Consider the following 22,555-nt stretch of genomic DNA (forward strand, 5'->3'; position numbering starts at 1 on the left):
TTACTCTCCGCTTTCCGGTGCTGCAGGTGCGGTGAAGTCACCGATCGTGATGTTTTCAATCAGGCACCCGGCGGCGTAAGCCTCGACCACGTAGTCGATATTCATTGACTCGTAGTTTTCGACGCGGTCTTTCTTCGGTTCTTCGATGATGGCGCGGCGGTGTGCGTCATCCATGAAGTAAATCGACAGGTTGTCGAGACGCGTCACCATCAGGGCATTTGCCGGGAAGTACGGCACGCGCACGGCTGGCAGGTTGCCGATGCGCTTCTGGCTGATGATGATGTCAGCGGCCAGTGACTCGGTGTTTGCCTGCTCCTGATTAACGATAGGGAAATATTTATCCGCCATCAGCTTACGCCCGGTGATGACAACCAGCTCCGGGTCATCCTGATAAATCTCGTCAATCAGATTGCCGGTGGCATCCATAACCAGCGCGTCAAGGTTCGCATAATCGCCGTTTTTACCTACGCGGATCACTTCAGAAATCACTGCCCCTTCCTCGTCGGTGATTTTTGACATCACGCGCGCTGGCGCTTCATTGCGGTACTTCTGCAGCCAACCAACGGCTACATCCTGAAGCAGTGGATTTTTTTTACGGTCGGACGTCGCCGCACGCTCGATGCCGTTGAAACCGGCCATGATGAAATCGAGCGACTGGCGCTTGATAATCGCGTCACGAATACGCGTCTGGAAGTCCTGGAATCGCGCCCACAGGTCGAGCTGTTTGTAGCGGATATGGAAGTCAAAGTTAATCTGCGCGCACTCGTATTTATTGGATTCCAGCGCGGTGAAATCAGCGGTCTTACGTTCATCATCACCGGCAGTGTCGGCAGTGCTGGCAATCGTACCGTTAACGCCCACCCCGACCTTTTCGCCTTTCAGCTCATCGACCGGCACGATGTTGATTTTGGTCAGAAACGCGGATGACATCTGCAGCGTGGTCATTAGAGTTTGCGTGACCGACGGCTCGACGGTGAATTTCTTCGCCACGTCATCGGTGGAAACGCCGTTCAGCTCCGCAACGCGGGACAGGTAGGCATTGAATTTGAAGCGGGTATCTTTACGCATGGTTATTCCTGTTCGGGTAATAGGTATCAGGCCGGGCTGCACGCCCGGCGGGTTATCAACAGTTGGTCAGCAGCTCGTCGCCGGTACCGCCTTTTGAAAGCTCGCGGCGCGGCTGGCACTGGCTTTCGGTGCAGTCGAGGGAGCTTTTCAGTGAGGTAAACGCCTGCGCGTTTTCATCGACTTTGCTGGTCACGTCCTGCTTAAGCTGCGCAAAAGCGGTCTCCAGCTCGGTGATGCGCTGGTCGGTGGCGGTGAGGTTGGTTTGCACCAGCTCGGTGACAGTGGTGACAGCCTCATGCACATCGGCGAGACGTGCATCATCGCTGGCCTGTTTGCGGCTGAAGATGGCCTTAACCTTGTCGGTCAGGCTGTTGAGCATGGTGTCGGGAACGTCCTCAAATTCCAGTTCAGCCAGTGAGGCGACAGAAAAAACGTCGTCCGGCTGGTCTTTTTTACCGGCGAGCGGGTTCTGCGTGGCGCGGCTGCAGAATTCGAGGTATTCCGTGCCGAGGCTTGCTGGGTCATCGGTAACGGCAAGGCCAACGAGGTAACATTTGCCGCTGTTGGCAAAGTTCGGGCGGATCTCCATCGAGGTGTAAACCTTCTGACCGGCTTTCACCATGCTGACCAGCTCGTCGAGCGGCTGAATTTTGCCAAACAGCGCTTTTTTGCCATCGAGCGCAGAGCCATCGCTGATAATCTCCGCCTTAAGCTCGGTCACATCGCCATAACGTTTAAACTGGCTGTCAGGCATCAACCCCCGGATATGTTCGAGGTTAATGCGGCAGCCGTAGACGCGCGGGTCGAACGTGTCGGCCATATCCTGAATATCATCGACGCTGATGACGCGGCCGTCGCAGGTGTCACCCTCGACGCCGATGCGAAACCATTTAGAAACTTTCTTTGCCATTGTTCAGGTGTCCTGATGTTGGGTTTTCGGGTCGGGGTTAGTTTCCCGACTCTGACCCGTATCAGCCACCGATTGCGATCCGATTAGATCCTACACAACAAGGGTTTAGCGATAATACCCGGCCATTTAATTAGCCTTGCCTCGTGAGAAAAAAACGAGGTAAGCATGACCATTTCAACGGACCTTTCACTGTTAAATGACCCGCGACGACAGGCGCGATTGCTGTACTGGCAGGGCTTCGCCGTGCCGCAAATCTGCGACATACTGCAGCTCAAGCGCCCTACCGTGCAAAGCTGGAAACAGCGTGATGGATGGGAGGACACCGCGCCGATTAACCGCGTGGAATCGACGTTAGAGGCGCGACTCATTCAGATATACGCTAAGTCCGACCTGACGGCGCATGACTTCAAGGTCGCTGATTTTCTGTCGCGCCAGATGGAGCGCCTTGCTCGCGTGAACCGCTACGGCCAGACCGGAAACGAGGTGGATTTAAATCCCAAGATCGCCAGCCGCAACAAAGGGGATCGCAAAAAGCCGAAACGAAACTATTTCAGCGAGGAGGCAATTGAGAAGCTGGAAGAGATTTTCTTCGACCAGTCGTTTGACTATCAGCTCCGCTGGCATAAAGCGGGATTAGAGCACCGCATCCGTCATATCCTGAAATCGCGACAGATTGGCGCGACGTTCTACTTTGCGCGCGAGTCCCTCCTGCGCGCGCTTAAGACCGGGCAGAACCAGATATTTTTGTCGGCCAGTAAAACGCAGGCTTACGTGTTCCGTAAGTACATCATCGCCTTTGCCCGTCTGGTTGACGTCGACCTGTCAGGCGACCCGATCGTCATCGGCAACAATGGCGCTGAGCTGATTTTTCTCGGGACTAATTCCAACACCGCGCAGAGCCACAACGGCGACCTGTACGTCGACGAAATTTTCTGGATACCCAATTTCCAGAAGCTGCGCAAAGTCGCCTCGGGCATGGCCTCGCAGTCACACCTGCGCACTACCTATTTTTCGACCCCGTCGACGCTGGCGCACGGCGCTTATCCGTTCTGGTCAGGCGAGCTGTTTAACCGTGGCCGCAGCAACCGCGACGAACGTGTCGACATCGATATCAGTCATCAGGCGCTCGCCGGTGGCGTGCTGTGCGGTGACGGACAGTGGCGGCAGATTGTCACCATTGAGGACGCGCTTGCCGGTGGCTGTACCCTGTTTAACCTTGACCAGCTTAAGCAGGAAAACAGCGCGGATGACTTCCGTAACCTGTTTATGTGCGAGTTCGTCGACGATAAGGCATCGGTATTCCCGTTCGAGGAGCTGCAGCGTTGCATGGTCGATGCGATGGAGGAATGGGAAGACTTCGAGCCATTCGCCGACCGTCCGTTTAACTGGCGTCCTGTGTGGATTGGTTATGACCCGTCACACACCGGCGACAGCGCAGGCTGTGCGGTGCTGGCTCCTCCGCTGGTTGCCGGTGGCAAGTTCCGCATTCTTGAGCGTCACCAGTGGAAAGGCATGGACTTTGCTGCGCAGGCCGAGGCCATCCGGGCGCTGACCGAAAAATACACCGTCGACTATATCGGCATCGATGCGACCGGCATCGGCCAGGGTGTTTACCAGCTCGTGCGCTCATTCTTCCCGGCGGCACGCGCCATCCGCTACACGCCGGAAATGAAAACCGCGATGGTGCTGAAAGCAAAAGACACCATCAGGCGCGGATGTCTGGAATATGACGCCGGTGCGACCGACATCACTCAGTCATTTATGGCTATCCGCAAAACCATGACCAGCAGTGGCCGCAGCGCCACCTATGAAGCCAGCCGCAGTGAGGAAGCCAGCCACGCGGATATCGCGTGGGCGACCATGCACGCCCTGTTAAACGAGCCGCTTTCAGCCGGTAGCGGTATGCAATCAAGCTCAATTCTGGACATTAACTAAGATGAAAAAACGTCAAAAGAAACAGACAAAGCAGACCAACATGACCGCCATCGAACCGCAGAAAATCGAGGCGTTCACCTTTGGCGAACCGTCACCCGTTCTGGATCGCCGCGATATCCTCGACTATGTCGAATGCATTAATAACGGCAAATGGTACGAGCCGCCGGTCAACTTCTCCGGGCTGGCGAAAAGCCTGCGCGCCGCCGTGCACCACAGCTCTCCGATTTACGTAAAGCGCAACATCCTGACGAGTACCTACATCCCGCACCCGTTGCTGTCACGTCAGGATTTCAGCCGCCTTGTGCTCGATTATCTGGTCTTTGCAAACGGCTATCTTGAAAAGCGCATGAGCGTCACCGGCCAGCTTTTTAAACTGGAAACCTCCCCGGCCAAATATACCCGCCGTGGCGTCGAGGATGGCGTTTACTGGTACGTGTCGGACTTCACTCACCCGCACCAGTTCGCGCCCGGCTCGGTGTGCCATTTGCTGGAGCCTGACATCAATCAGGAGCTCTACGGGATGCCGGAATACCTTAGCGCGCTAAATTCAGCCTGGCTGAATGAATCCGCCACGCTGTTTCGTCGCAAGTATTACCAGAACGGCGCGCACGCGGGTTACATCATGTACGTCACCGACGCGGCGCAGAGCAGCACTGACGTTGAGTCGCTGCGCTCCGCGATGAGGGATTCGAAAGGGCTCGGGAATTTCAAAAACCTGTTTTTCTATGCCCCGAATGGGAAACCGGATGGCATCAAGATCGTGCCGCTGAGTGAAGTCGCAACAAAGGATGATTTTTTTAACATCAAGAAGGTGAGCGCCGCCGACCTGCTCGATGCGCACCGCGTACCGTTCCAGCTCATGGGCGGCAAGCCCGAGAATATCGGCTCAATGGGCGATATTGAGAAGGTGGCGCGGGTGTTTGTGCGTAACGAGCTGACGCCGCTGCAGGAGCGGTTTAAAGAGATTAATGATTGGTTAGGAATGGAGGTGATCCGCTTTAAGGATTACAGCATCGAGACCGACTAAACCCGCCCAAAATGCCGCCTCCGGGCGGCACACCCTCAGAGCAAGTCAGACGCCGCACACGCGACGCAACCCCGCCACCGCCTGAGATTCGACCTCATCGCTCAGCGCGCCGCCACCACGCGCACAGACGCGCAAAATAAATCCTGTCACTCCGTCTGGCGCGCAGTGCTATCCCCGCCTCGCCTGCCCGCTTAACCAGATGCTTTTAATGCAGATGTATCAGGAGCCCCGAGCAACCCCAGGTGTGGCTATTGCATCCAAATCATGACATGTAAACAGAATGCAAATTAATGCACCCCTAATTCAAAGCAACAAGCAAAGAAAAAAAGGTTATTTCCATTCCTCAGAATATATTGCGTCTGATGAACGTGGGCTGGGTTCAGCTTGATGAATAGAAATCCTCACAGGGAGATTAAATGCAGAACCAAATGCGATAGCATCTCCTCTTGGTAGGCCAGAAACTTGGCGAATCATTAATTCGTTCCCGCTTTCCATTGCATAACGGAGTGCTTGTAAATCACGCTCATTAGTCAGTCGCAATGTGAACCAGTTCGAGCACATGGCTAATACTGTAGAAGACAACTCAGAAGGTCGCTGAGTACTTACAATCAGGGAACATTTGAACTTGCGACCTTCCTTTGCCAGACGCTCGTAAGCTTTGATTTGTGCATCAACCTCAGAGTAGGGATCCCTCAAATAATGATGAGCCTCTTCAAGAAGTAGCACTGTTGGAAAGGCTTTGTTTTGTCCTCTCAAGAAAAGAACTTCCGCAAACATTTCGAGTAATGCACTCAACAGCAATGGAGCGTGGTCTTGTGATAGATTTTTCAGATTGACTATATGAACATTCCAACCATTTGGCTCTCCCTTTTCTGTTCCAAAAAAATAGTCCACTTCTTCTTTCATAGCAGCTTCCCAATGCATTCCATTGTCAGCCAAGACTTGACCACCATTCATATCGACAATATTTTTGAATCTTATATCGTCCGCTAATTGCTGTATGATTTTTATTAGAGGAAGTACATTACCATAGCAAAATGCATCACGCTTGCTTCCTCCCGTCTTAGAATCCGCAGCTACACAGCCAAACTCTGCTACCAAACTTGCTAAACATTTAAATGGTGCCCACCTACCAGCTTTATCCAATGTTCTGTTACGTAAACCTGCTAACCAAGCGGCAAGATGCAGTTGATTATCTTCTCTACAGTCATCATAAATATTAAAGCAATTACCACTTGCATCTTTTAGGAAGTATATTTTTTTATCGAAATGAGTTCTGTTAATAGCATTGAGAGCATTTCTCAGCGCTGGCAATTGAGTTTTATCACTAGGGCGCAATAATTTTATTAAACCTGCAAAGCCAAGTGCCTGATATGGTATCTGCTTATAAAAATACGATTTTTCTGTGTATGCGACACCCGGCAATAAAGGTGAGTGAGGTACTTCGCCGTCTGGGCGCTTACCTAAAATGGTATGTTTAACATTTGGTAGTCCCACAAATGCCTGAGAGTACTCACCATTCATGTCAAAAATAACTATCCGCGATTTAGTATATTTCTCAGCTATTCGACGAGTAAGTAATGCATTGAAATTTGATTTACCGTAGCCAGTACTACCTAATACGGCTATATGCCTTGTTAGCAATTTATCGACACTAGCCAATATTCGTACAGATTTTGTACGTGAATCAACTCCAAGTTCAATTGCTTTATCTAAATCTCCTTTGTCAATGCTATAGATAGTGTTTAAGAAGTTAGTGGTTAAAGGGACAGCAGAAGCCCCCAGTGCTGGTAATCGCCAATCTTCAGAAACAAATACATACCCGTCAACCTCCCTTTTAACAAAACCTATAGCGTAGGCAATGATTTGCCTCAGGGGCATATCCGCTATATCTGAAGTTCCTATATTAGCCTTATGGGCTTTATCCGCTTCAACAAATGCCATATCCGTAACGCGAGCAACCACCAGTATATTACCTGCATCAAAACCAATAAGATCTCCTGGTTGAGTAACCGAACTAATCCCATCCCTATGTGATGCTAATCTTCCTTGTAAACCTTCATGAAGATTTATTCTAATTTTTTCACCTTCCAACCCAACTACATAGCCGATAGCAGAAAGCTCTGATAGTTTAAAATGGGACATGACCTTCTCCTTTAGACAGTTTTGAGATGGCTTCAACCAAATCGTCTACAGTATTTTCGCGAGGGAAAAGAACTGGATATGGTAGATGTTTTACAAAACTATCAAAGTAAGCATCACCTCCGCCTCCTACGACGGTCACTTGATTTAATGTTAAATGTTTTAATGTAATTATTGCTTTTTCACCTTCCGAAGCAGTACCAGCCTCAACATTGAGTTGAGCCTTGGCTAATTCTGGATAATACACAACAACATGGAAAGAAGGGTTTAAAAGCGCACCTAATATTATTCTATTAATATGATAATCACCAAAACCGAAACCATTTATGAAAAGAGCCGTTTGGGATTTCGAAAGGAACTCCCCAAACCTTCTAAACATTTCACCATAAACAAACCCGATTGTATGGCTATATTTGTTTGCTCCGGGATAAATCAAATGCTGGCCTCGATAATAATCATCACCATTTATAATTTCATTGATATAATTATCATAAGCTTGAGAAGAACTTACTTCATTAACTGTCAAACTGTCATCTTGATACCATGTGAGGGAACCATGCAGTTTATAAAGATAGGCGTGGTAGTGACCAAACCTAGCCTCTCCTTTCGCATTGACATTTCTAAAAGCCAAATCAAAGTTTTGTGGATAAAACTGTCTTGTGTGTAGCCCTGAAAAGCCGTTGAACAGCTGAATACCGAGATCTTCCGCAGCCCATTCTAAAGCCAAATCATAATTTGTTGTAAAAAGTGCTGGTGCTGACTGACCCGGCTGCCGATTTGAAATTAATTTTGATATTAATTCTTTGTGATATTTAAACTGTATTTTTTTTCCTTGATTTTTTTGACTGAATTGATCACCTGTTAATAACGCTGCTTTAGTTACTCCTTTGTATAATGCACTTAATATCGTTCTGAATTCTTTTTCTTCAGCCTCATTATGTCTTGTTTTAGCTACTGATAAAAATTTTGTTGCTTCATCAATTAAAAGCTCGACATTTACTGAATCAGAATCTGAATCAGTCTTAGAAACGAGAAGATAACGTTCTATAAGAAGCGATAGAAGATCTGGATGATCTTGCTTAAAGGACTGCCAGACTTCTTTCATGGTTTTCCCACCGCAACCAACCGAAGCGCCGGCACCTAAGAGCACTCCAACATTGTCTAATTGGCACAGCGAATAAACATGAGAACGGAAATCATCCTCATCAATTTCCTTACCACCTTGATATATGAGCATAAACATCCCTTTCAAAAAGATTCTGGGCGGGTTAAATATTTGCATTCAGAATGAATTATGATTCATTTTTTCTTTAACTTACAGCCCAGTTATTCAATGAATTAATGTCATCACAAAAATCATCCCTGTGCGAGTAGCAACACCTTGTCCCATCAAAAATCACTGTTGCCCCTCGGGCTAGCACGTCGAGCGCCCAACGTTCCGGTATAATGCCTTGCTGGGCCAAATCGAAACGAATTTTAGCGACGAGCTCCCTTTCGGGCTTTGTCATCCTGGCTGATGGTGCTCGCTCGCTGGTTTTGAGCGGCGCATTGCTTCTTTGCTGCCGACGTTTGCGCGGTGCGCCAGCCTTTAACGCCCCGTTAAGCACCGTCACGACGTCCGGCTCATTCCAGCCGATAACCCCGCGCTCAATCAGATTTAACACCGCTGCGGCTTGCTCAGACGGTGTGGGGGTCATAACTGGATCGCCACCTCCGGTGTGCTTTCCACAGTTATTGACAGGACTCCGAGGCGCGGCAGAGCCGCTTTTTAAGGTCAAAGGCTCAACGGCCAAAACCTTTGGAACGATGCGCCATTCGGCTGTACGGGTTACATGGACACGATGAGCCCCGAGATGAGGGGCATAAATCCCGACAACCCTCTCGATATCTTCCTCGTATTCGTTGACCTCATCAGTCACCTTACGGGCGACCCTGACGGCCTGAGCATCACGCGGCATGTTTGCCCCACCCTGCGCGATGATGTACCGCTCAAAGTCACCCTCATCTGCAGCAGCTCGCGCGGCCTCGACCCTGTCGTCAAACTCGCAGGCAATACTCACCCCACGCGGCAGTTTGCGCAGCTCGCGATAAGCGCCCATCGTCGGAAGACCAATCGGTTTAAACTGAGGGATACGCCATGTTGACGCCCATGCGGTGACGGCTGCGGCCGTATCTTTCAGAGGCTTGCCGGTGTCGTGATCGAGCTGACCGTCGAGCGCGTAACCGTCGATATTTTTTGCAATGTATTTAGCAATATAACCCGCTGCTCCGCCCTGATAAAGATGGCGTGACTCAAAGCGCTGTTTTGACGCGCCCTTTTCGTGTCCGTCCTCTTTGAGGGCATAACGACGCATAATATCGTTAATGGCTTTACGCTGACCGGGTTTGCAAAAAAGCATCATGTGCCAGTGTGGCGTGCCGTCGTGGTGCGGTTCGACAACGCGCATCCCGTAAACCTCTAGATCGTTATCTTTGAAAGCTGTACGCATCAGGCTCCAGATTCGGCATAGATAGCGCTGGCCGTCTTTGGGTGTGAATGCTGTTTCGTTCCAGCCGTGATTGAGCTGCACAGTTTTGCTTTCACCTTTGCCAACCTGACGGGTCGGGTGATACTTCGATGGCGTGGTCAGCGTGATAAACATCCCCACGTCACCAACGCTGGTCGCGTAGCGTTCAATCCCGGCGATAGTGTTCATCAGCTCCATGCGGCGTATTTCAGGGTTAGAAATACTCCCCATGACCTTACTGATGAGGTCGATACGTTCGCCGGTGACTTTGTTTTCCAGTTCGCAAGATTTAAGGTATTCGAGATTAGCAAGGCGGCGCGCGTGAACATCGCGGATCGCCATTTTGCTTGCGTAAGGTGAACGGTCTTTGTTGACCTCACCAGCAGCGATGAGTAGCGCCTCGCGCCAGCGCATCCGCTGTGCCTTAAGCTGATTAACCCACCATTCATCTTTAATGAGTCGTGAAATAGAGGAAAATGCCTGTCGGATCGTTATCTGACCCTTACGGTATTTTTTCCAGTACATCGGGGTGATGTTAAATGCGCGAGCAACACCGGCCACTTGCCCGTATAGGTGCGACTGAGCTTCATCGGTGAAAAGTGTCTCTTTCCCGCCGTGAGCATCCGCCCAGGCGTCGCTTAACTCCTCGTATTTGCTCCAGAGCTGAGAGGCAATTCTGGCCGCAAATTTCCTGAGCTCTTTGTCATTCATATCTGGTAAGCGCGCATACTGGTCGCGCTCGGACAGAAAACCAATCGAGGCGGATTCATTCATCCCGCACAGCTCATTAACACGCTCAAGACGCGGCAGCAGCTTGCGCTCAAACGTGTTTTTTAGGAAATACAGCCCACCCAAAGGGCTCTTTTTATGGCGGATGAAGTTATAACGCGATGTAAACAGGGTTTGCAGGAAAAACGGCAAACGGTCAATACGGTTTAAAACACCTTGCACCTGACGGAGTTCGGCACGTGTAAGGGGTCTGTCGCGGCCAATAGCCTCTTTGTTGACGTTATTCCAGGGATAAGCTCCAACGAATGAATCACTAGAGCCCTTCAAAAATGGTGGTGGTGGCGAGGGGGCAACACGCCCCCGAGGTTCGTTGGACATATTATTTAAAAGCGTCCAGACATAGCTTCCCCAAGCGTTCAATCCGAGCTTCCAGAGCTGAGAAGCCAGTAAGATCGCTGGTCAAAAGATCATGCAATACCAAGCCTGAGATAAGCTTAGGGATAGTTGGGTAGTAACCCACAATATCCAACCATTCCTTACCTTCATTCTTCCCGGATGTAGCGGTTTTTTTTTCCTGCAAAATGAATTGATAGCGGTCACTGGTGATGACGTATTGGTTATTAATCTCGATGTGTATGCTCATTTTTGCTTCCTGTTAACAGTGGTTAGCCAGCTCTACCGAAAATTGCGTTGTGTAACTTTTCCGACTCCTGACCTAATAACTCGATAATCTCGGTGCGATTAAGTTCTGACTTACTGATGTGCGCGATGAGCCCGTCAAACTGAGAAGAGAAACGGGTCGCCGTGTCGCGCTGTGCCTCGCTTACTGCCTGCGCCAGAAGTGCCGAATACATCCCCCGCTGCGCTGTATTTTGCTTTTGCATTTGCCTATCTCCAGACAAAAGGAGTCCCCACGCTGTAAGGCGCGTAATAAATCGAATCCAGATTAATTAATGTAAATACTGCTCAGGTTTTACCGAGCTTAAAATGGTTGGTGCGTACTCAAAAAGGCTGAACAGCTCTCGCAGAGCGCGGAAAAGTTTGTCACGCCAATAACAGTCCTCCTCATTCAAACGCCAGTGCGGCATCATAAATTCCCGCTCTGTCAGTCCAGCATGAAGAAACAATGAGCGCCTTTGGCTGACGGTCAGGCGGCTGATGAAAGTTGCTTTTGACGCGCCAAGTTGACGATACCGGGTGAATGCAGTTCTCAATTCATCAAGCGCACAAACAAGACGCTCACGATCGGCTTCAGCCATTTCCTCTAAGCGCATCACAGAGTGACGCTGTTTTAATTGAGCGTGGAAACAAACTGTAAGGCGCTCCCGTTCCATCATCTGATTGTAAAAATCGCAAGTGTCTTGCCAGCGAGGCTGAGCCAGATACTTGCAGACCAGACCGCGAAGTGCTGTTGGTTGCTTCTGGATCACATCAAGTGTCATTACCGTCATAACCACAGTCCTCTCTTTTTGACCAAGCGACGAAGCTTCTCGATAAGACCCGTCTTACGGGTTCGGATGATGATGCCCTTGCGTCCGCGACCGTGTGTGATGGTGAAGTTAATTTGGTTAGGGCTTTCTTTTCGTAGCAATTGAGCAATACATCTAGGTTCCTGCATTAATCCTCCTACTACCTACTTAACAACTTATCCATAAAGTTCCAACGGTCTTGTGGTAGGATTAGTTCGCCAAAACAAGCACCTATCAACAAGGAGAAGATATGGAAAAGCAAAAAATCGAAACTTTCCTCGATCAGGCGAAAGATTCACGTACTAAACATTCTGCTGAAGATCGCCTTTTCGCACTCGAAGTTATGGCTTGCGCTCTTGGTGCATCCCTTGAGGGAGAAAGCAGAGATAACTTTCTGGCGATGATGAATTCAATCTCAGAAAACATTAATCCGATGTCTGATACCGCGATTAAAGCAATCGCCGATCTGAACGTACTCAGCGCTAACTTCAAGACTCTTTCCAATCAGCTTGCAGCTGGGAAATAAAATCTTCTAAGCGACGTTCTACTTCAGCCTCATTTTTGAGGCTGTTCATTCCCCAAATATCTATGTGGTAGTAAACATTCCCCATGTGTGCGCCATTCTGATAAAGCGGTTTAGATACCAGCTCGACCTCACGTATTTGTTGTTTCATCATGATTCCCTCATCTCTTTACTCACCTAACCCGAGCCACATAAGCCAACCGTCACGAATTTCCTTCGGGCGGCTGTCATAAGCCATCTTCATGCCCTTATTCCACGCTGGAAGATAAACCCAATATTCCCCTGCACGCCCACTCGTCGACTGCGGATCGGTCATCTCAACAACAGGCAACTTGCCCTTCTCAATCATCCCTTTAACCGCTGCAGGAGTTTTTCCAATAAGACGGGCAAACTCCTGATACGGGACCGCATCCGTGCTACTTACAAGCTGGTTGTTCATCTGTTACGATTCTCCTTTAGTGCATTTAATTGCTCATAAAGGGCTTTAATTGCCTATAGCCAAAACCCCTAAAAAGGAATTTATTTCCTTATAAGGGAATAATCATCGTATGGAGGATTCATGTCAACCCCGATAAATGAAAAAATCAAACTCATCAGGGAGTCAGAACGATTAAATAGAAAGGAAATCAGTGAGTTAACCGGAATAGCATATGGTTCATTTTGTGGATACGAAGCTGGGGATAAAAAACCGGGTGTCGAGCCCATAATGAGAATCCTTCAACATCCTCGTTTCACCAAGTACACCTTATGGTTTATGACTGACCAAATAGCACCTGAAGCTGGGCAGATTGCACCGGCTCTCGCGCACTTTGGGCAGCAGACAACAACGTCACCCCACTCAGACCAGAAAACTGGCTAACCATTTACGGCGCTTTTTTGTGCAATAAATGCACAGTGAGTTTTTGCTATCTAAATCAGGAAATTGAAGTACGCAGTAACATCATCGGGAGGCTTTATGTCTGTTAAAAAGCTCGATGATGGTCGATATGAAGTGGACATTAGACCGGCTGGGCGTAACGGAAAACGCATCCGTCGGAAGTTCGACAAGAAAAGCGAGGCGATGGCTTTTGAAAAGCATACTCAATATAACCATCACTCAAAGGAATGGCTTTCAAAACCCACGGACAAACGCCAACTGTCAGAACTGAAAGAGTTATGGTGGAAGCTGAAAGGTAAACACGAGGAACACGGTCAATCGTATCTCAGGAAGATTGAGCGTTTCGAAACGATGACCGGTAACCCATGCGCTTTCCAGATCACCAAGAGCCTGATAACGCAATATTGTGCTCAACGCCGGGCTGAAGGTATTAAGCCAACTACCATCAACCGCGACCTGATTACATTAGGTGGGATGTTTACTACCCTGATTGAGTCAGAAATGTATAACGGCGAGCATCCGTTTAGGGGGTTCAAAAAACTGAAAGAGCAGACTGCCGAAACAGGCTATCTCACTCTTGAGGAAATTGACGCCTTACTGGCAGCGCTATCAGGAGATAATCGTAAAATTGCCGTCTTGTGTCTGAGTACCGGGGCAAGATGGGGTGAGGCTGCAAGGCTAAAAGCGGAGAACGTGATTCATAACCGGGTGTCTTTCGTTAAGACGAAAACCAACACACCGCGCACGGTCCCGATCTCTGATGACGTTGCAGCTTACGTAGTCGGCAAAGCACGAGGCTTTCTGTTTCCTGATGCCAGTTATGCTGAATTCAGGCGAATCCTCAAAGAAGTTAAGCCCGACTTACCGGCGGGGCAAGCAACACATGCGTTACGACACTCTTTCGCCACGCACTTTATGATTAACGGGGGCAATATCATCACACTGCAGAGGATCTTAGGTCATACGAAGATAGCGCAGACGATGGTCTATGCGCACTTCGCTCCTCAGTACCTGCAGGATGCGATTTCGCTTAACCCGTTGAAGGGTGCAAATGGTTGTCAGAATGTCCACAATGTGTCCACACCCTAGCCGCTTTTTATGGCTTCTGGCTGCTAGTAGTAAAACGTGAAGCCTTGTCTGGCGCGGCTTCCCAGCTGCGCCAGACATTAATAAGGCTCCCTCGGGAGCCTCTCTGAACATCACGCCGTAGCAGGCAAACTAAAGCGCGAGATACTTTGGGACAGCTGCTGCGCCTGCTCCTCCAGCGAGGCCGCGGCGGCGGCGGATTGCTGCACCAGCGCCGCGTTCTGCTGGGTCACACCGTCCATCTCCGTTACGGCCTGCCCAACCTGACCAATCCCGCGGCTCTGCTCTTCTGAGGCAACCGAAATCTGTTCCATCAGCATATGCACTTTATTCACAGAGCTGATAATAGAATCAATCACCTCTCCCGAACGATTCACCAGTTCCGCACCGTTTTTCACGCTGGAAACAGACTGGGCGATGAGGCTTTCGATATCCTTCGCCGCCACCGCGCTTTTCTGGGCCAGTGTGCGCACTTCACTTGCTACCACGGCAAATCCTCGCCCCTGCGCGCCAGCACGCGCCGCTTCAACGGCCGCGTTTAGCGCCAGAATGTTAGTCTGGAAAGCAATGCTGTTGATGACGCTGGTGATGTCCTCAATACGCTTCGAATTGGACGCGATAGTACTCATCGTTTCGATGACTTCACGGGTTACCGCTTCACCGGTATGGGCATTTTTCACGGCATCCTGCACCAGCTTACCGGCCTGGAAAACGTTGTCGGTGTTATTCGCCACCGTCGCGCTCAGCTCTTCCATGCTGGCGGCCGTCTGGGTCAGGGCCGAAGCCTGTTGCTCGGTACGGGAGGCCAGGTCGATATTGCCGGAGGCAATTTCCTGCGCTGCATGCGTCACGGTTTGGCTGGCATCGCGCACCTGAGAAATGGTGGAGAGCAGCGCCTGGCGCATCTGCTCCATCGAGGACATCAGGTGATCGATTTCATTCCCGGAATCACGCTTGATCGGTACCGGTACGTCCAGCTTCCCGGCCGCAATCTGGCGACAGTGCTCGCGCGCCAGGTTCACCGGCGCAAAGACCACGCGTTTCATCAGCAGGCTGACGGCGAAAATCACCACCACGAACAGCACCGCAATACTGGCGATAATAACCAGACCCGACACAAAATCATGGCTCGCCTCCTCGTTCAGCGTTTTGGCGTACTTCTGGTGAACGGAGAGAACCTGATCGAGCACAATTTCATATTGGCGATCGAGTTGAGACACCACGGGAATAAGAGCGTTGAACCGCGACACATCGTGAGCGGCGGCAGCGGCAATCAGCGGTGCCAGTCCCTGGTTACGGTAGTTTTGCCACGCCTCCTGGTAGGCAGTGACCAGCGGGGCTTCTTCCTGCAAACGCGGCGAGGCCATAAACGCCGAAAATGCACTATCGGCTTTGGTCAGCGCCTCTTTAACCGAGGCCAGTTTCGCAGACGGGTCGGTAGCGTCCCCCGCTTCCACCATTTTCACATACTCCATAACCCTGACGCGCAGGGTTCGGCTGTGGTTAATGGGATCAATAATGGACAGGACAACCTGAATTTCTTTGTTCACATTATCCAGCGAAGTATTACTTTTAATGATGAGCCCAACGCTGGTGATAGTGCTGGCCACAAAGAAGAAAAGCAGGGAAAACAGGATAATCAGGGATGATTTTTTCAACGACATAACACACCTCAGGGATATAATTTCCCTTTGGTTATCGGCTGAATCCAATCTTTAATTAATTAAAGTTATAGATGTACCCCTCATACGTTACCCTGTCACTCCACGGCCTTGTATCGCCGTTGCAGGGTGGCATCCAGCTTACGCTGGATCGGCTCCGGCGTTTCCCCTTCAATCAGTTTGCCAATCAGATCAAAGCAGTGCCAGGCGAGCTGGCGGTTATCCTGACGAACGGTATCGACAGGAATGGTCAGAGAATCATAGAGATAGTGATCGTCAAAGCTGGCCAGACGCATATCGCTTTGCAGCAGATTATGTTGCCCCATATAGCGCAACACCCCTTCCAGCAGACCGCAGGCGGCGGTAAAAAGGGCTTTTGGCGGGCGGCCCAGGCGTGCGCAAAGCTCGGCAAACATTTCGTAGCCGGAGCTCGGATGGTAATTACCATGAATGATCCACTCCGGACGTAACTCGACGCCAGCATCACGCAGCCCCTGCTTAAACCCTTCCAGACGGTCACGCGTCGGGGAAAGCCGCGGCTGGCCGCCGAGGAAGTAGAACTCATCCGGATGCTTGCGCGCGATGTCGGCCACCAGTGTGGCGGTTGGGGTAATTGAATCGGTGAGGACCAGCGGCAGAGTACTGTCGTTCATATGACGGTCAAAAAGCACAACGGGCAACTGTTCGCTCAGCTTTTGATAGTCCGCGTCGTTGAGCATGCTGGAGGCGACAATCAGCCCGTCCACCTGGCGGGCCACCATGTTATTGACCACCACCGTCTCCTGGCCCGGATTTTCATCGCTACAGGAGATCAGCAGCTGAACACCCGCCTCGCGGCAGAGGGTCTCCAGCTCATGAGAAAAAACGGCAAACCCGTAGTTGGTGATTTCCGGCACCACCAGACCAATGGTGTGGCTGCGGTTGTCTCGCAGCGAACGGGCGTGAATACTGGGCTGATAATGATGTTCTTTGGCAATCGCCAGCACGCGCTCGCGTGTCTCCTCCGCCACCCGAAGCTCTTTGCTGCGGCCGTTCAGCACCAGGCTGGCGGTGGCTTTTGATACCCCCGCGAGCTCCGCGATATCTTTAATGGTGACGCGTTTTGTTTTTCTCACAACGACTTAGATCCGGCTGCCAAAACCTCTATTCTATCATGCAGCTGCGCAGCGACCAGTAGCGTAATGTGATGTCGGACGCACCTTCGAAGCGTACCTGGGCCGGATGGTCAGGAAAATAGCGGCTGCTCATGACGCCTTCACCGTGATTGATGAAAATTTCGACGCTGGAACGGTCACACAGCACGCGTAAATGATGAACAGTGCCCTGCCAGTAGCGGGTCAGCGTGTCTGCGGTTTTCAGACTGGCGCGTTCCAGACGGATCCCCGCATCATCCACAATCAGTCGCAACGCGCCGGCAAAATCCACGTTCACGCACGAGGCGCTCAGTTCGAACTCAAGACGCGCTCCCGCCAGCACCGGGGCATCGCTGGCGCGTCCCTGCCAGTGGTGTTCATCCTCGCGCAGCGTTTCCAGCTCACGGACCGGGGTCTGCCAGAGCTTACCGTCGCGGTAGCGCAGCTCGCGAGGACAGGTCATCTGGTGGATCCAGCCGTGCGCCCGCGTAGGCTGGAGCATCTCTTCGCCGTCCGGCACGCCCATCCAGCCGATGAGGATGCGGCGGCCATCTTCTGCCACCGTGGTTTGCGGCGCGTAAAATTCGAATCCGGCGTCAAGCTCATGCAGCTCGCCGTGCGTAAATGCAGGGGTTTGATAATCAAATGCCCCGCTCATCCAGACGGCCGGATAGGTGTTGAGATAGCGATGCGGTTCGCGCGCCAGCCCCTGCGGGCAGTAGATCAAGACGTGTGTGCCATCAAGCTCAAACAGATCCGGGCACTCCCACATATAGCCCGCGTCCGTGAGTCCGTTGACGCCGTGACCGGCGATTTCGCCGCAGGACGCCCAGGTGTGTAAATCGGCTGACGTAAACAGCAGCACCTTGCCGCGCTTATGCCGATCCTGCGCCCCGAGCACCATGTACCACAGCCCGTCATGGCGCCACACTTTCGGATCGCGGACGTGCCCGGTATACCCGTCCGGCAGAGGCAACACCGGTCCCAGTTTGGCAAACGTGCCGTCGTCATTTTGCACCGCCAGACACTGCCAGGCGGTGCGGCCGCCATCGTCAAACTTAACGTTGCCGGTATAGCACAGGGTCAGCACACCGTTGTTATCCACGGCGCTGCCGGAGTAACAGCCGTTGCGGTCATACTCTTCGTCAGGCATCAGCGCCATTGGCTCGTGCTGCCAGTGCACCAGATCTGCTGAGCTCCAGTGTCCCCAGCACTTGTAGCGATGATTGCAGCCCAGCGGGTTCCACTGATAAAACAGATGATAGCGTCCGGCAAACCAGATAAAGCCGTTCGGATCGTTCATCAGCCCCGTCACCGGCGCGGGATGCCATTGCGGATAGTGGCTGTCCGCCAGCGCACGCGGCTGGCCTTGCATCACGGCCTGCAACACGGCAGGCCAGCGGGAAGTTAAGGTCATTATTCAGAGTCCGTCTTATATTTCAGCAGCAGAGAGACGGTGAACGCCACGCCAAAGGCAATCACCATGCCGATAATATAGTTGAGCAGCGAGCTGGCCTGGACAATCGCCATGCCGGGAAGCGCGGTCAGGCCAACGGCGGTCATGTAGACATGCACCGACACCACCCAGGCACCGCCCGCCGCACCACCGATCAGCGCCGCGATAAACGGCTTCACAAAACGCAGGTTGATGCCAAAAATTGCCGCTTCGGTGATGCCCAGCATCGCGGAAAACGCCGACGGTAAGGTAATGGCTTTGATTTTAGCATCGCGGGTTTTGAACCACACCGCCAGACACGCCCCGCCCTGCGCCACGTTCGCCATCGCCCAGATCGGCAGCAGGAAGTTAACGCCAATCGACGGATTACCCAGCAGTCCGGCCTCAATAGCGTGGAAGCTGTGGTGAATGCCGGTAATGACAATTACCGAATAGAGCCCACCAAACAACAGCCCGGCCAGCCAGCCCGCGTGGGCAATCAGGGTGCTAAGAATGAAGGAGATCCCGTCGCCCAACGCGCGTCCCGCCGGGCCAATAATCAACAGCGCGATAAAGCCGGAGATAATGACGGTCAGGAACGGCGTCAGGATCAGATCTAACGCATCCGGTATTGCCCGGCGCAGCTGTTTTTCCACAATGCTCATAAACCACACCGCCAGCAGCACCGGGAAGACGGTTCCCTGATAGCCAATCATGGCGATTTCAAGACCGAAGAAGTTCATGGTGTGGAAGCCGGACGCTACGCCCCAGGCGTTGGTCAGCGCCGGATGAGTCAGGATGCCGCCGAGCGTTGCCCCCAGATACGGGTTGCCGCCAAACTCCCGCGCGGCGGTGAAGCCAATCAGGATCGGCAGAATAATAAACGCCGCCGAGCTGCACATATCCAGCATGATATAGAGCGCGTTATCCGGATTAACCCAGCCGTAGGTTTTAACCATCCCCAGCAGGCCCATCAGCAGACCCGAGGCCACGATCGCCGGGATAATCGGCACGAAGATGTTGGAGAGCAGACGCGCGATACGCTGGAACGGGTTCAGCTTGCGGGCCGCAATATCGGCCGCTTCCGATTTACTGGACTCGCTAATTCCTGCCGCCTGAATAAACGCGGCGTAAACCTTATTCACCACCCCGGTTCCGAAGATCACCTGCATCTGCCCGGCGTTGCGAAAACAGCCTTTCACGCCTTCAACCTTGCCGATAGCCTGCTGGTCGGCAAGCGCATCGTCGACCAGCACCAGACGAAGGCGCGTGGCGCAATGTGCCGCGCTGGCAATGTTCTCTTTGCCACCGAGCAGCGGAATCAGCTCGCGCGCAATATGATTAAAATCCATAGATACCTCTTCCTGACCTCTTTTTATGGTGTTTGAAACGCCCCCGCGATGCGGGAGCGTGAAGGGTTAAAACCAGGTTTCCATCTGCACCCCAAAGTTCCATTCCCCGCCCGCGTTAAAGCCGCTGCTGCCAAAGGCGTCATCGCTGGCGTAGTTATCCAGCTTGCTGCTCCAGTCCATCCAGGTGGCGAACAGGCGCAGCTCCGGACGGCTGAAGAAATCGCCAATCTTGCCCGCCTTTAAGGTCGGGGCGAAGGTCAGCTTGTAGAAGCTACCGTTAACCGCATTGCGATCCTTGTAGCCTTCCGGGCTTAAATCCATGTACTGATAGCTGCCCTCGAACGCGAGGGCGAAATTCTGGGTCACCTCTTTGATCAGACGCGTGTTGAGCGTGACCCACTCATAGCTGTCGCCCTTCACGTAGCGGTCTTTACTGCTTTGAGCCAGCACGGCGGGCGCAATGTGCCAGCCACCGCCCAGAGGCGTGACACCGTAACTAGCAAAACGCCAGGTATCGGCTTCTGACAGCAGCGCGCCGTCTGAACCAATGCTTTTCACCTCGGCGCCCAGACCGTGGCCGTAAAGGAGCGCCGTTTTGGCGGAACCTTCCCGCAGGCCGTAGAAGCTCTCGTTATGCAGACCAACCAGCGCATGTACTCCGTTATTGGCCGCGTCGGTTTTAATCGGATCGCCGTTGCTGTCCTTACGGTCGTCGTTATCTTTTGCCCGTAAGCCGCTGACCATCATCTGCACCGGCCCGGCGAAGTGATTCATGCTGAGGATGTAGTTCTGAACGTTGTTGTCGATCTCCTCTTCGCTGCCGAAGTTACGGCCATAAAGGGAGAAGTTACTGCGCAGCGTATCGTTCCACTTCACGTCGTAGACGCCGCCACCGGTCCCGGCGAGAAATACTACGTCGGAATCCAGCCAGTGAATGTCGAAGTTGTCGCGGTCAAAACGCTTACCCGCCCAGAAGGTGCTGCCCTTCAGCGCGCCGGTAAAGTCCGGCAAATTGCCCAGCTCGGCAAAGGCCTGACGAATGTTCAGGTCGCTGCTGTCTGCCGACCAGTCGTTATAGGTTTTCTGACCGTCGGCCAGCATCGCCTTAAAGCGCGTCGTCGCGCCATTCTCCAGCGTCTGTTTGTGCTCAACATTCAGCTCAACGTAGGTATCCGCTTCGTTCCCCAGACGCCCGATGGCCCCGCCCGTTTCCCCGGCGGGCGTCAGATAAGGGCCGCTTTTGCTGCTGGAGGCCGCGTCGTTCATCAGCAGGCCGGAACGGGCGTAACCGTGAAATTCAAAACCGCCTGTCCGGTCGGCTTTTTCTTCCAGCACCGTGGTGCGTTGCGCCACCGCCTGTGTGGAGGTTTGCGCTTCGTGCTGCGCAGCCACCAGCAGCTGTGTTTTCTGTTCCGCTGCCGTGGCGCGCTTTTCAGCAACCTGCGCGCGGGTTTCCGCCTCCTGCAAACGCTGCTCCAGCGCCGCCAGGCGCGCTTCGATACGGGTCATATCCGTCTGGGCAAAAACAGAGGTACTGCCGGCCAGCATGCCTATCATCACGGCAAGTCTGCGTTTTTTATACATTTTGTCGCATCCCTAATAACTATCGGTGAAAGTGCTAAATTGCTAAACCGGTTTAGGCTGGTGATACTAAACCGTTGAATTTTAGATCGGCAATGTTTTTTGCTAAACCGTTTTAGTAAGTGTGATCGAGGCGACAATTCAGGCCGCCGAATGGTGGCCTTGAGAGGTGAATTACAGTTCGTGATGATAAGGCAGCGCGGTCATTGCCCCTTTTGCGGTTGTCGCCAGCGCCCCACAGCGCTGCGCCAGCGTGATGACCTCTGAGAGACGGGCCTGGCCATAACGTGCCAGACCGAACAGCAGCCCGGCGACGAAAGCATCCCCCGCGCCAGTGGTATCAATGCATTCCACGGGTGATGCAGCATAGTGTGTCAACGCGCCTTCCTGCCAGGCGGTGACGCCCTCTTTTCCCTGCGTCACCAGCACCAGCCTGGCCGGACAGGTGCGCATCAGCGCCGCCAGCCCCTCATGGACCTGCGCATTTCCAGTTAAGAACGCCAGCTCTTCCACCGAGATTTTCACCACATCTGCACAGGCTAATGCCCGCTCAAGACACTGACGCAGCTCGACTTCATCGTGCCAGAGATCGGCGCGAATATTGGGGTCAAAGCTGACGAATCCCCCCGCCTGTCTGATCGCGGCCATCGCCTGAAACGTCGCGGAACGGCTGGGTTCGGCGCTGAGCGCGATTGAGCAGACGTGCAGCCACTCCCCGGCGCGGAATGACGGGAGGTCGGCGGCGTCGAGGAACAAGTCAGCGCTCGGGCGAACCATAAAGGTAAAGGAACGTTCACCGTCGTTATCGAGATCCACCACCACCGTGGAGGTGCGATGCTGCGGGTCCAGCCGCAGCCATTCTGTATTAACCTGCTCATCCGCAAGCGTTTTTTGCATAAAACGCCCGAAGGGGTCGTCGCCCACCCGGCCTATAAAGGCGCTTCTGCCGCCCAGACGCGCTACCCCTACCGCGACGTTGGCCGGTGCGCCGCCAGGACATTGCAGCAGTTTGCCCTCTCCGTCGGGCAACAGATCCACCACTGCATCGCCAAGTACCCAGATCGTCTCCATATCACCTTCTTAGCTAAATAATGTTAAACCGGTTTAGCTATTTAAGCAC

21 protein-coding genes are annotated in these 22,555 nt (G+C 52.4%); 5 read left to right on the forward strand and 16 right to left on the reverse strand.

The window, feature by feature from the left end:
• Window positions 1-1,068: a phage major capsid protein, P2 family gene (locus tag ACOTZD_RS14415; RefSeq protein ID WP_421636323.1), complete on the reverse strand. Its 1,068-nt coding sequence runs from the start codon at window positions 1,066-1,068 to the stop codon at window positions 1-3.
• A gap of 55 nt (window positions 1,069-1,123) precedes the next feature.
• On the reverse strand, window positions 1,124-1,978 hold the full coding sequence (locus tag ACOTZD_RS14420; protein WP_421636324.1) for a GPO family capsid scaffolding protein: 855 nt from the start codon (window positions 1,976-1,978) through the stop codon (window positions 1,124-1,126).
• Window positions 1,979-2,143: 165 nt separating this feature from the next.
• On the opposite strand from ACOTZD_RS14420, the gene ACOTZD_RS14425 reads away from it, so the two are divergent.
• Together ACOTZD_RS14425 and ACOTZD_RS14430 are read left to right on the forward strand one after the other, a co-directional pair.
• Window positions 2,144-3,913: a terminase ATPase subunit family protein gene (locus ACOTZD_RS14425; protein ID WP_421636325.1), complete on the forward strand. Its 1,770-nt coding sequence runs from the start codon at window positions 2,144-2,146 to the stop codon at window positions 3,911-3,913.
• A 1-nt stretch (window position 3,914) separates the two neighbouring features.
• On the forward strand, window positions 3,915-4,940 hold the full coding sequence (locus tag ACOTZD_RS14430; protein WP_368958397.1) for a phage portal protein: 1,026 nt from the start codon (window positions 3,915-3,917) through the stop codon (window positions 4,938-4,940).
• Between the two features lie 330 nt (window positions 4,941-5,270).
• On the opposite strand, the gene ACOTZD_RS14435 is transcribed toward ACOTZD_RS14430, so the two are convergent.
• The 6 genes from ACOTZD_RS14435 to ACOTZD_RS14460 all read right to left on the reverse strand — a co-directional run bounded on the left by ACOTZD_RS14435 (window position 5,271) and on the right by ACOTZD_RS14460 (window position 11,769).
• Entirely contained in the window at window positions 5,271-7,085 is a 1,815-nt protein-coding gene (locus tag ACOTZD_RS14435) for an ATP-binding protein (protein WP_421636326.1), read from the reverse strand.
• Window positions 7,072-8,319: an SIR2 family anti-phage-associated protein gene (locus tag ACOTZD_RS14440; protein WP_421636327.1), complete on the reverse strand. Its 1,248-nt coding sequence runs from the start codon at window positions 8,317-8,319 to the stop codon at window positions 7,072-7,074. Before ACOTZD_RS14440 ends, ACOTZD_RS14435 begins: the two co-directional genes overlap by 14 nt.
• A 73-nt stretch (window positions 8,320-8,392) precedes the next feature.
• Window positions 8,393-10,696: a replication endonuclease gene (locus ACOTZD_RS14445; protein WP_421636328.1), complete on the reverse strand. Its 2,304-nt coding sequence runs from the start codon at window positions 10,694-10,696 to the stop codon at window positions 8,393-8,395.
• A 1-nt stretch (window position 10,697) separates the two neighbouring features.
• Window positions 10,698-10,961, reverse strand: coding sequence for a DUF5405 family protein (locus ACOTZD_RS14450; protein WP_421636329.1), 264 nt, complete (start codon window positions 10,959-10,961; stop codon window positions 10,698-10,700).
• A gap of 22 nt (window positions 10,962-10,983) precedes the next feature.
• Complete coding sequence (locus ACOTZD_RS14455) at window positions 10,984-11,202, reverse strand: DUF2732 family protein (RefSeq protein ID WP_159109623.1); 219 nt, start codon at window positions 11,200-11,202, stop codon at window positions 10,984-10,986.
• Between the two features lie 66 nt (window positions 11,203-11,268).
• On the reverse strand, window positions 11,269-11,769 hold the full coding sequence (locus tag ACOTZD_RS14460) for a replication protein B (protein WP_421636330.1): 501 nt from the start codon (window positions 11,767-11,769) through the stop codon (window positions 11,269-11,271).
• A gap of 268 nt (window positions 11,770-12,037) precedes the next feature.
• On the opposite strand from ACOTZD_RS14460, the gene ACOTZD_RS14465 reads away from it, so the two are divergent.
• Window positions 12,038-12,313, forward strand: a complete 276-nt coding sequence (locus ACOTZD_RS14465) for a hypothetical protein (RefSeq protein ID WP_064910462.1) — start codon at window positions 12,038-12,040, stop codon at window positions 12,311-12,313.
• Here the strand turns inward: ACOTZD_RS14465 and ACOTZD_RS14470 are convergent.
• Together ACOTZD_RS14470 and ACOTZD_RS14475 are read right to left on the reverse strand one after the other, a co-directional pair.
• On the reverse strand, window positions 12,276-12,464 hold the full coding sequence (locus ACOTZD_RS14470) for a hypothetical protein (protein ID WP_421636331.1): 189 nt from the start codon (window positions 12,462-12,464) through the stop codon (window positions 12,276-12,278). The two genes, ACOTZD_RS14465 and ACOTZD_RS14470, sit on opposite strands and share 38 nt — an antisense overlap.
• A 15-nt stretch (window positions 12,465-12,479) precedes the next feature.
• Window positions 12,480-12,749, reverse strand: coding sequence for a regulatory phage cox family protein (locus ACOTZD_RS14475; protein ID WP_421636332.1), 270 nt, complete (start codon window positions 12,747-12,749; stop codon window positions 12,480-12,482).
• A gap of 120 nt (window positions 12,750-12,869) precedes the next feature.
• On the opposite strand from ACOTZD_RS14475, the gene ACOTZD_RS14480 reads away from it, so the two are divergent.
• Together ACOTZD_RS14480 and ACOTZD_RS14485 are read left to right on the forward strand one after the other, a co-directional pair.
• Window positions 12,870-13,169 (forward strand): helix-turn-helix domain-containing protein, encoded by a 300-nt coding sequence (locus ACOTZD_RS14480; RefSeq protein ID WP_000106733.1) that lies wholly within the window; start codon window positions 12,870-12,872, stop codon window positions 13,167-13,169.
• A gap of 96 nt (window positions 13,170-13,265) precedes the next feature.
• Window positions 13,266-14,276: a phage integrase gene (locus tag ACOTZD_RS14485; RefSeq protein ID WP_414149118.1), complete on the forward strand. Its 1,011-nt coding sequence runs from the start codon at window positions 13,266-13,268 to the stop codon at window positions 14,274-14,276.
• 110 nt (window positions 14,277-14,386) lie between these two features.
• On the opposite strand, the gene ACOTZD_RS14490 is transcribed toward ACOTZD_RS14485, so the two are convergent.
• The 6 genes from ACOTZD_RS14490 to ACOTZD_RS14515 form a co-directional block, all read right to left on the reverse strand.
• Window positions 14,387-15,937 (reverse strand): methyl-accepting chemotaxis protein, encoded by a 1,551-nt coding sequence (locus tag ACOTZD_RS14490; RefSeq protein WP_045346213.1) that lies wholly within the window; start codon window positions 15,935-15,937, stop codon window positions 14,387-14,389.
• A gap of 95 nt (window positions 15,938-16,032) precedes the next feature.
• Window positions 16,033-17,049, reverse strand: a complete 1,017-nt coding sequence (locus ACOTZD_RS14495; protein WP_045349982.1) for a LacI family DNA-binding transcriptional regulator — start codon at window positions 17,047-17,049, stop codon at window positions 16,033-16,035.
• Between the two features lie 28 nt (window positions 17,050-17,077).
• Window positions 17,078-18,484, reverse strand: a complete 1,407-nt coding sequence (locus ACOTZD_RS14500; RefSeq protein WP_045346215.1) for a sucrose-6-phosphate hydrolase — start codon at window positions 18,482-18,484, stop codon at window positions 17,078-17,080.
• The gene (locus ACOTZD_RS14505; RefSeq protein ID WP_003857085.1) at window positions 18,484-19,854 is read right to left on the reverse strand and encodes a sucrose-specific PTS transporter subunit IIBC; all 1,371 of its coding nucleotides are present in this window, start codon (window positions 19,852-19,854) and stop codon (window positions 18,484-18,486) included. The genes ACOTZD_RS14500 and ACOTZD_RS14505 overlap by 1 nt, the downstream gene beginning before the upstream one ends.
• A 66-nt stretch (window positions 19,855-19,920) precedes the next feature.
• On the reverse strand, window positions 19,921-21,438 hold the full coding sequence (locus ACOTZD_RS14510) for a carbohydrate porin (protein WP_045346217.1): 1,518 nt from the start codon (window positions 21,436-21,438) through the stop codon (window positions 19,921-19,923).
• Window positions 21,439-21,609: 171 nt separating this feature from the next.
• Window positions 21,610-22,506: an aminoimidazole riboside kinase gene (locus ACOTZD_RS14515; RefSeq protein WP_045346219.1), complete on the reverse strand. Its 897-nt coding sequence runs from the start codon at window positions 22,504-22,506 to the stop codon at window positions 21,610-21,612.
• Between the last annotated feature and the right edge of the window lie 49 nt (window positions 22,507-22,555).

Origin of the sequence: Enterobacter cloacae complex sp. SHL022 (assembly GCF_049237785.1) — a bacterium.
GTDB lineage: Bacteria > Pseudomonadota > Gammaproteobacteria > Enterobacterales > Enterobacteriaceae > Enterobacter > Enterobacter hormaechei_C.

Bases quoted from the DNA above. Each gene is read 5' to 3' on its own strand.
- ACOTZD_RS14485 (WP_414149118.1), top strand. From the start codon at position 13,266: ATGTCTGTTAAAAAGCTCGATGATGGTCGATATGAAGTGGACATTAGA.
- ACOTZD_RS14440 (WP_421636327.1), bottom strand. From the start codon at position 8,319: ATGCTCATATATCAAGGTGGTAAGGAAATTGATGAGGATGATTTCCGT.
- ACOTZD_RS14500 (WP_045346215.1), bottom strand. From the start codon at position 18,484: ATGACCTTAACTTCCCGCTGGCCTGCCGTGTTGCAGGCCGTGATGCAA.
- ACOTZD_RS14470 (WP_421636331.1), bottom strand. From the start codon at position 12,464: ATGATGAAACAACAAATACGTGAGGTCGAGCTGGTATCTAAACCGCTT.
- ACOTZD_RS14450 (WP_421636329.1), bottom strand. From the start codon at position 10,961: ATGAGCATACACATCGAGATTAATAACCAATACGTCATCACCAGTGAC.
- ACOTZD_RS14475 (WP_421636332.1), bottom strand. From the start codon at position 12,749: ATGAACAACCAGCTTGTAAGTAGCACGGATGCGGTCCCGTATCAGGAG.
- ACOTZD_RS14510 (WP_045346217.1), bottom strand. From the start codon at position 21,438: ATGTATAAAAAACGCAGACTTGCCGTGATGATAGGCATGCTGGCCGGC.
- ACOTZD_RS14455 (WP_159109623.1), bottom strand. From the start codon at position 11,202: ATGCAAAAGCAAAATACAGCGCAGCGGGGGATGTATTCGGCACTTCTG.
- ACOTZD_RS14515 (WP_045346219.1), bottom strand. From the start codon at position 22,506: ATGGAGACGATCTGGGTACTTGGCGATGCAGTGGTGGATCTGTTGCCC.
- ACOTZD_RS14445 (WP_421636328.1), bottom strand. From the start codon at position 10,696: ATGTCCAACGAACCTCGGGGGCGTGTTGCCCCCTCGCCACCACCACCA.
- ACOTZD_RS14480 (WP_000106733.1), top strand. From the start codon at position 12,870: ATGTCAACCCCGATAAATGAAAAAATCAAACTCATCAGGGAGTCAGAA.
- ACOTZD_RS14430 (WP_368958397.1), top strand. From the start codon at position 3,915: ATGAAAAAACGTCAAAAGAAACAGACAAAGCAGACCAACATGACCGCC.
- ACOTZD_RS14415 (WP_421636323.1), bottom strand. From the start codon at position 1,068: ATGCGTAAAGATACCCGCTTCAAATTCAATGCCTACCTGTCCCGCGTT.
- ACOTZD_RS14490 (WP_045346213.1), bottom strand. From the start codon at position 15,937: ATGTCGTTGAAAAAATCATCCCTGATTATCCTGTTTTCCCTGCTTTTC.
- ACOTZD_RS14420 (WP_421636324.1), bottom strand. From the start codon at position 1,978: ATGGCAAAGAAAGTTTCTAAATGGTTTCGCATCGGCGTCGAGGGTGAC.
- ACOTZD_RS14425 (WP_421636325.1), top strand. From the start codon at position 2,144: ATGACCATTTCAACGGACCTTTCACTGTTAAATGACCCGCGACGACAG.
- ACOTZD_RS14505 (WP_003857085.1), bottom strand. From the start codon at position 19,854: ATGGATTTTAATCATATTGCGCGCGAGCTGATTCCGCTGCTCGGTGGC.
- ACOTZD_RS14465 (WP_064910462.1), top strand. From the start codon at position 12,038: ATGGAAAAGCAAAAAATCGAAACTTTCCTCGATCAGGCGAAAGATTCA.
- ACOTZD_RS14460 (WP_421636330.1), bottom strand. From the start codon at position 11,769: ATGACGGTAATGACACTTGATGTGATCCAGAAGCAACCAACAGCACTT.
- ACOTZD_RS14435 (WP_421636326.1), bottom strand. From the start codon at position 7,085: ATGTCCCATTTTAAACTATCAGAGCTTTCTGCTATCGGCTATGTAGTT.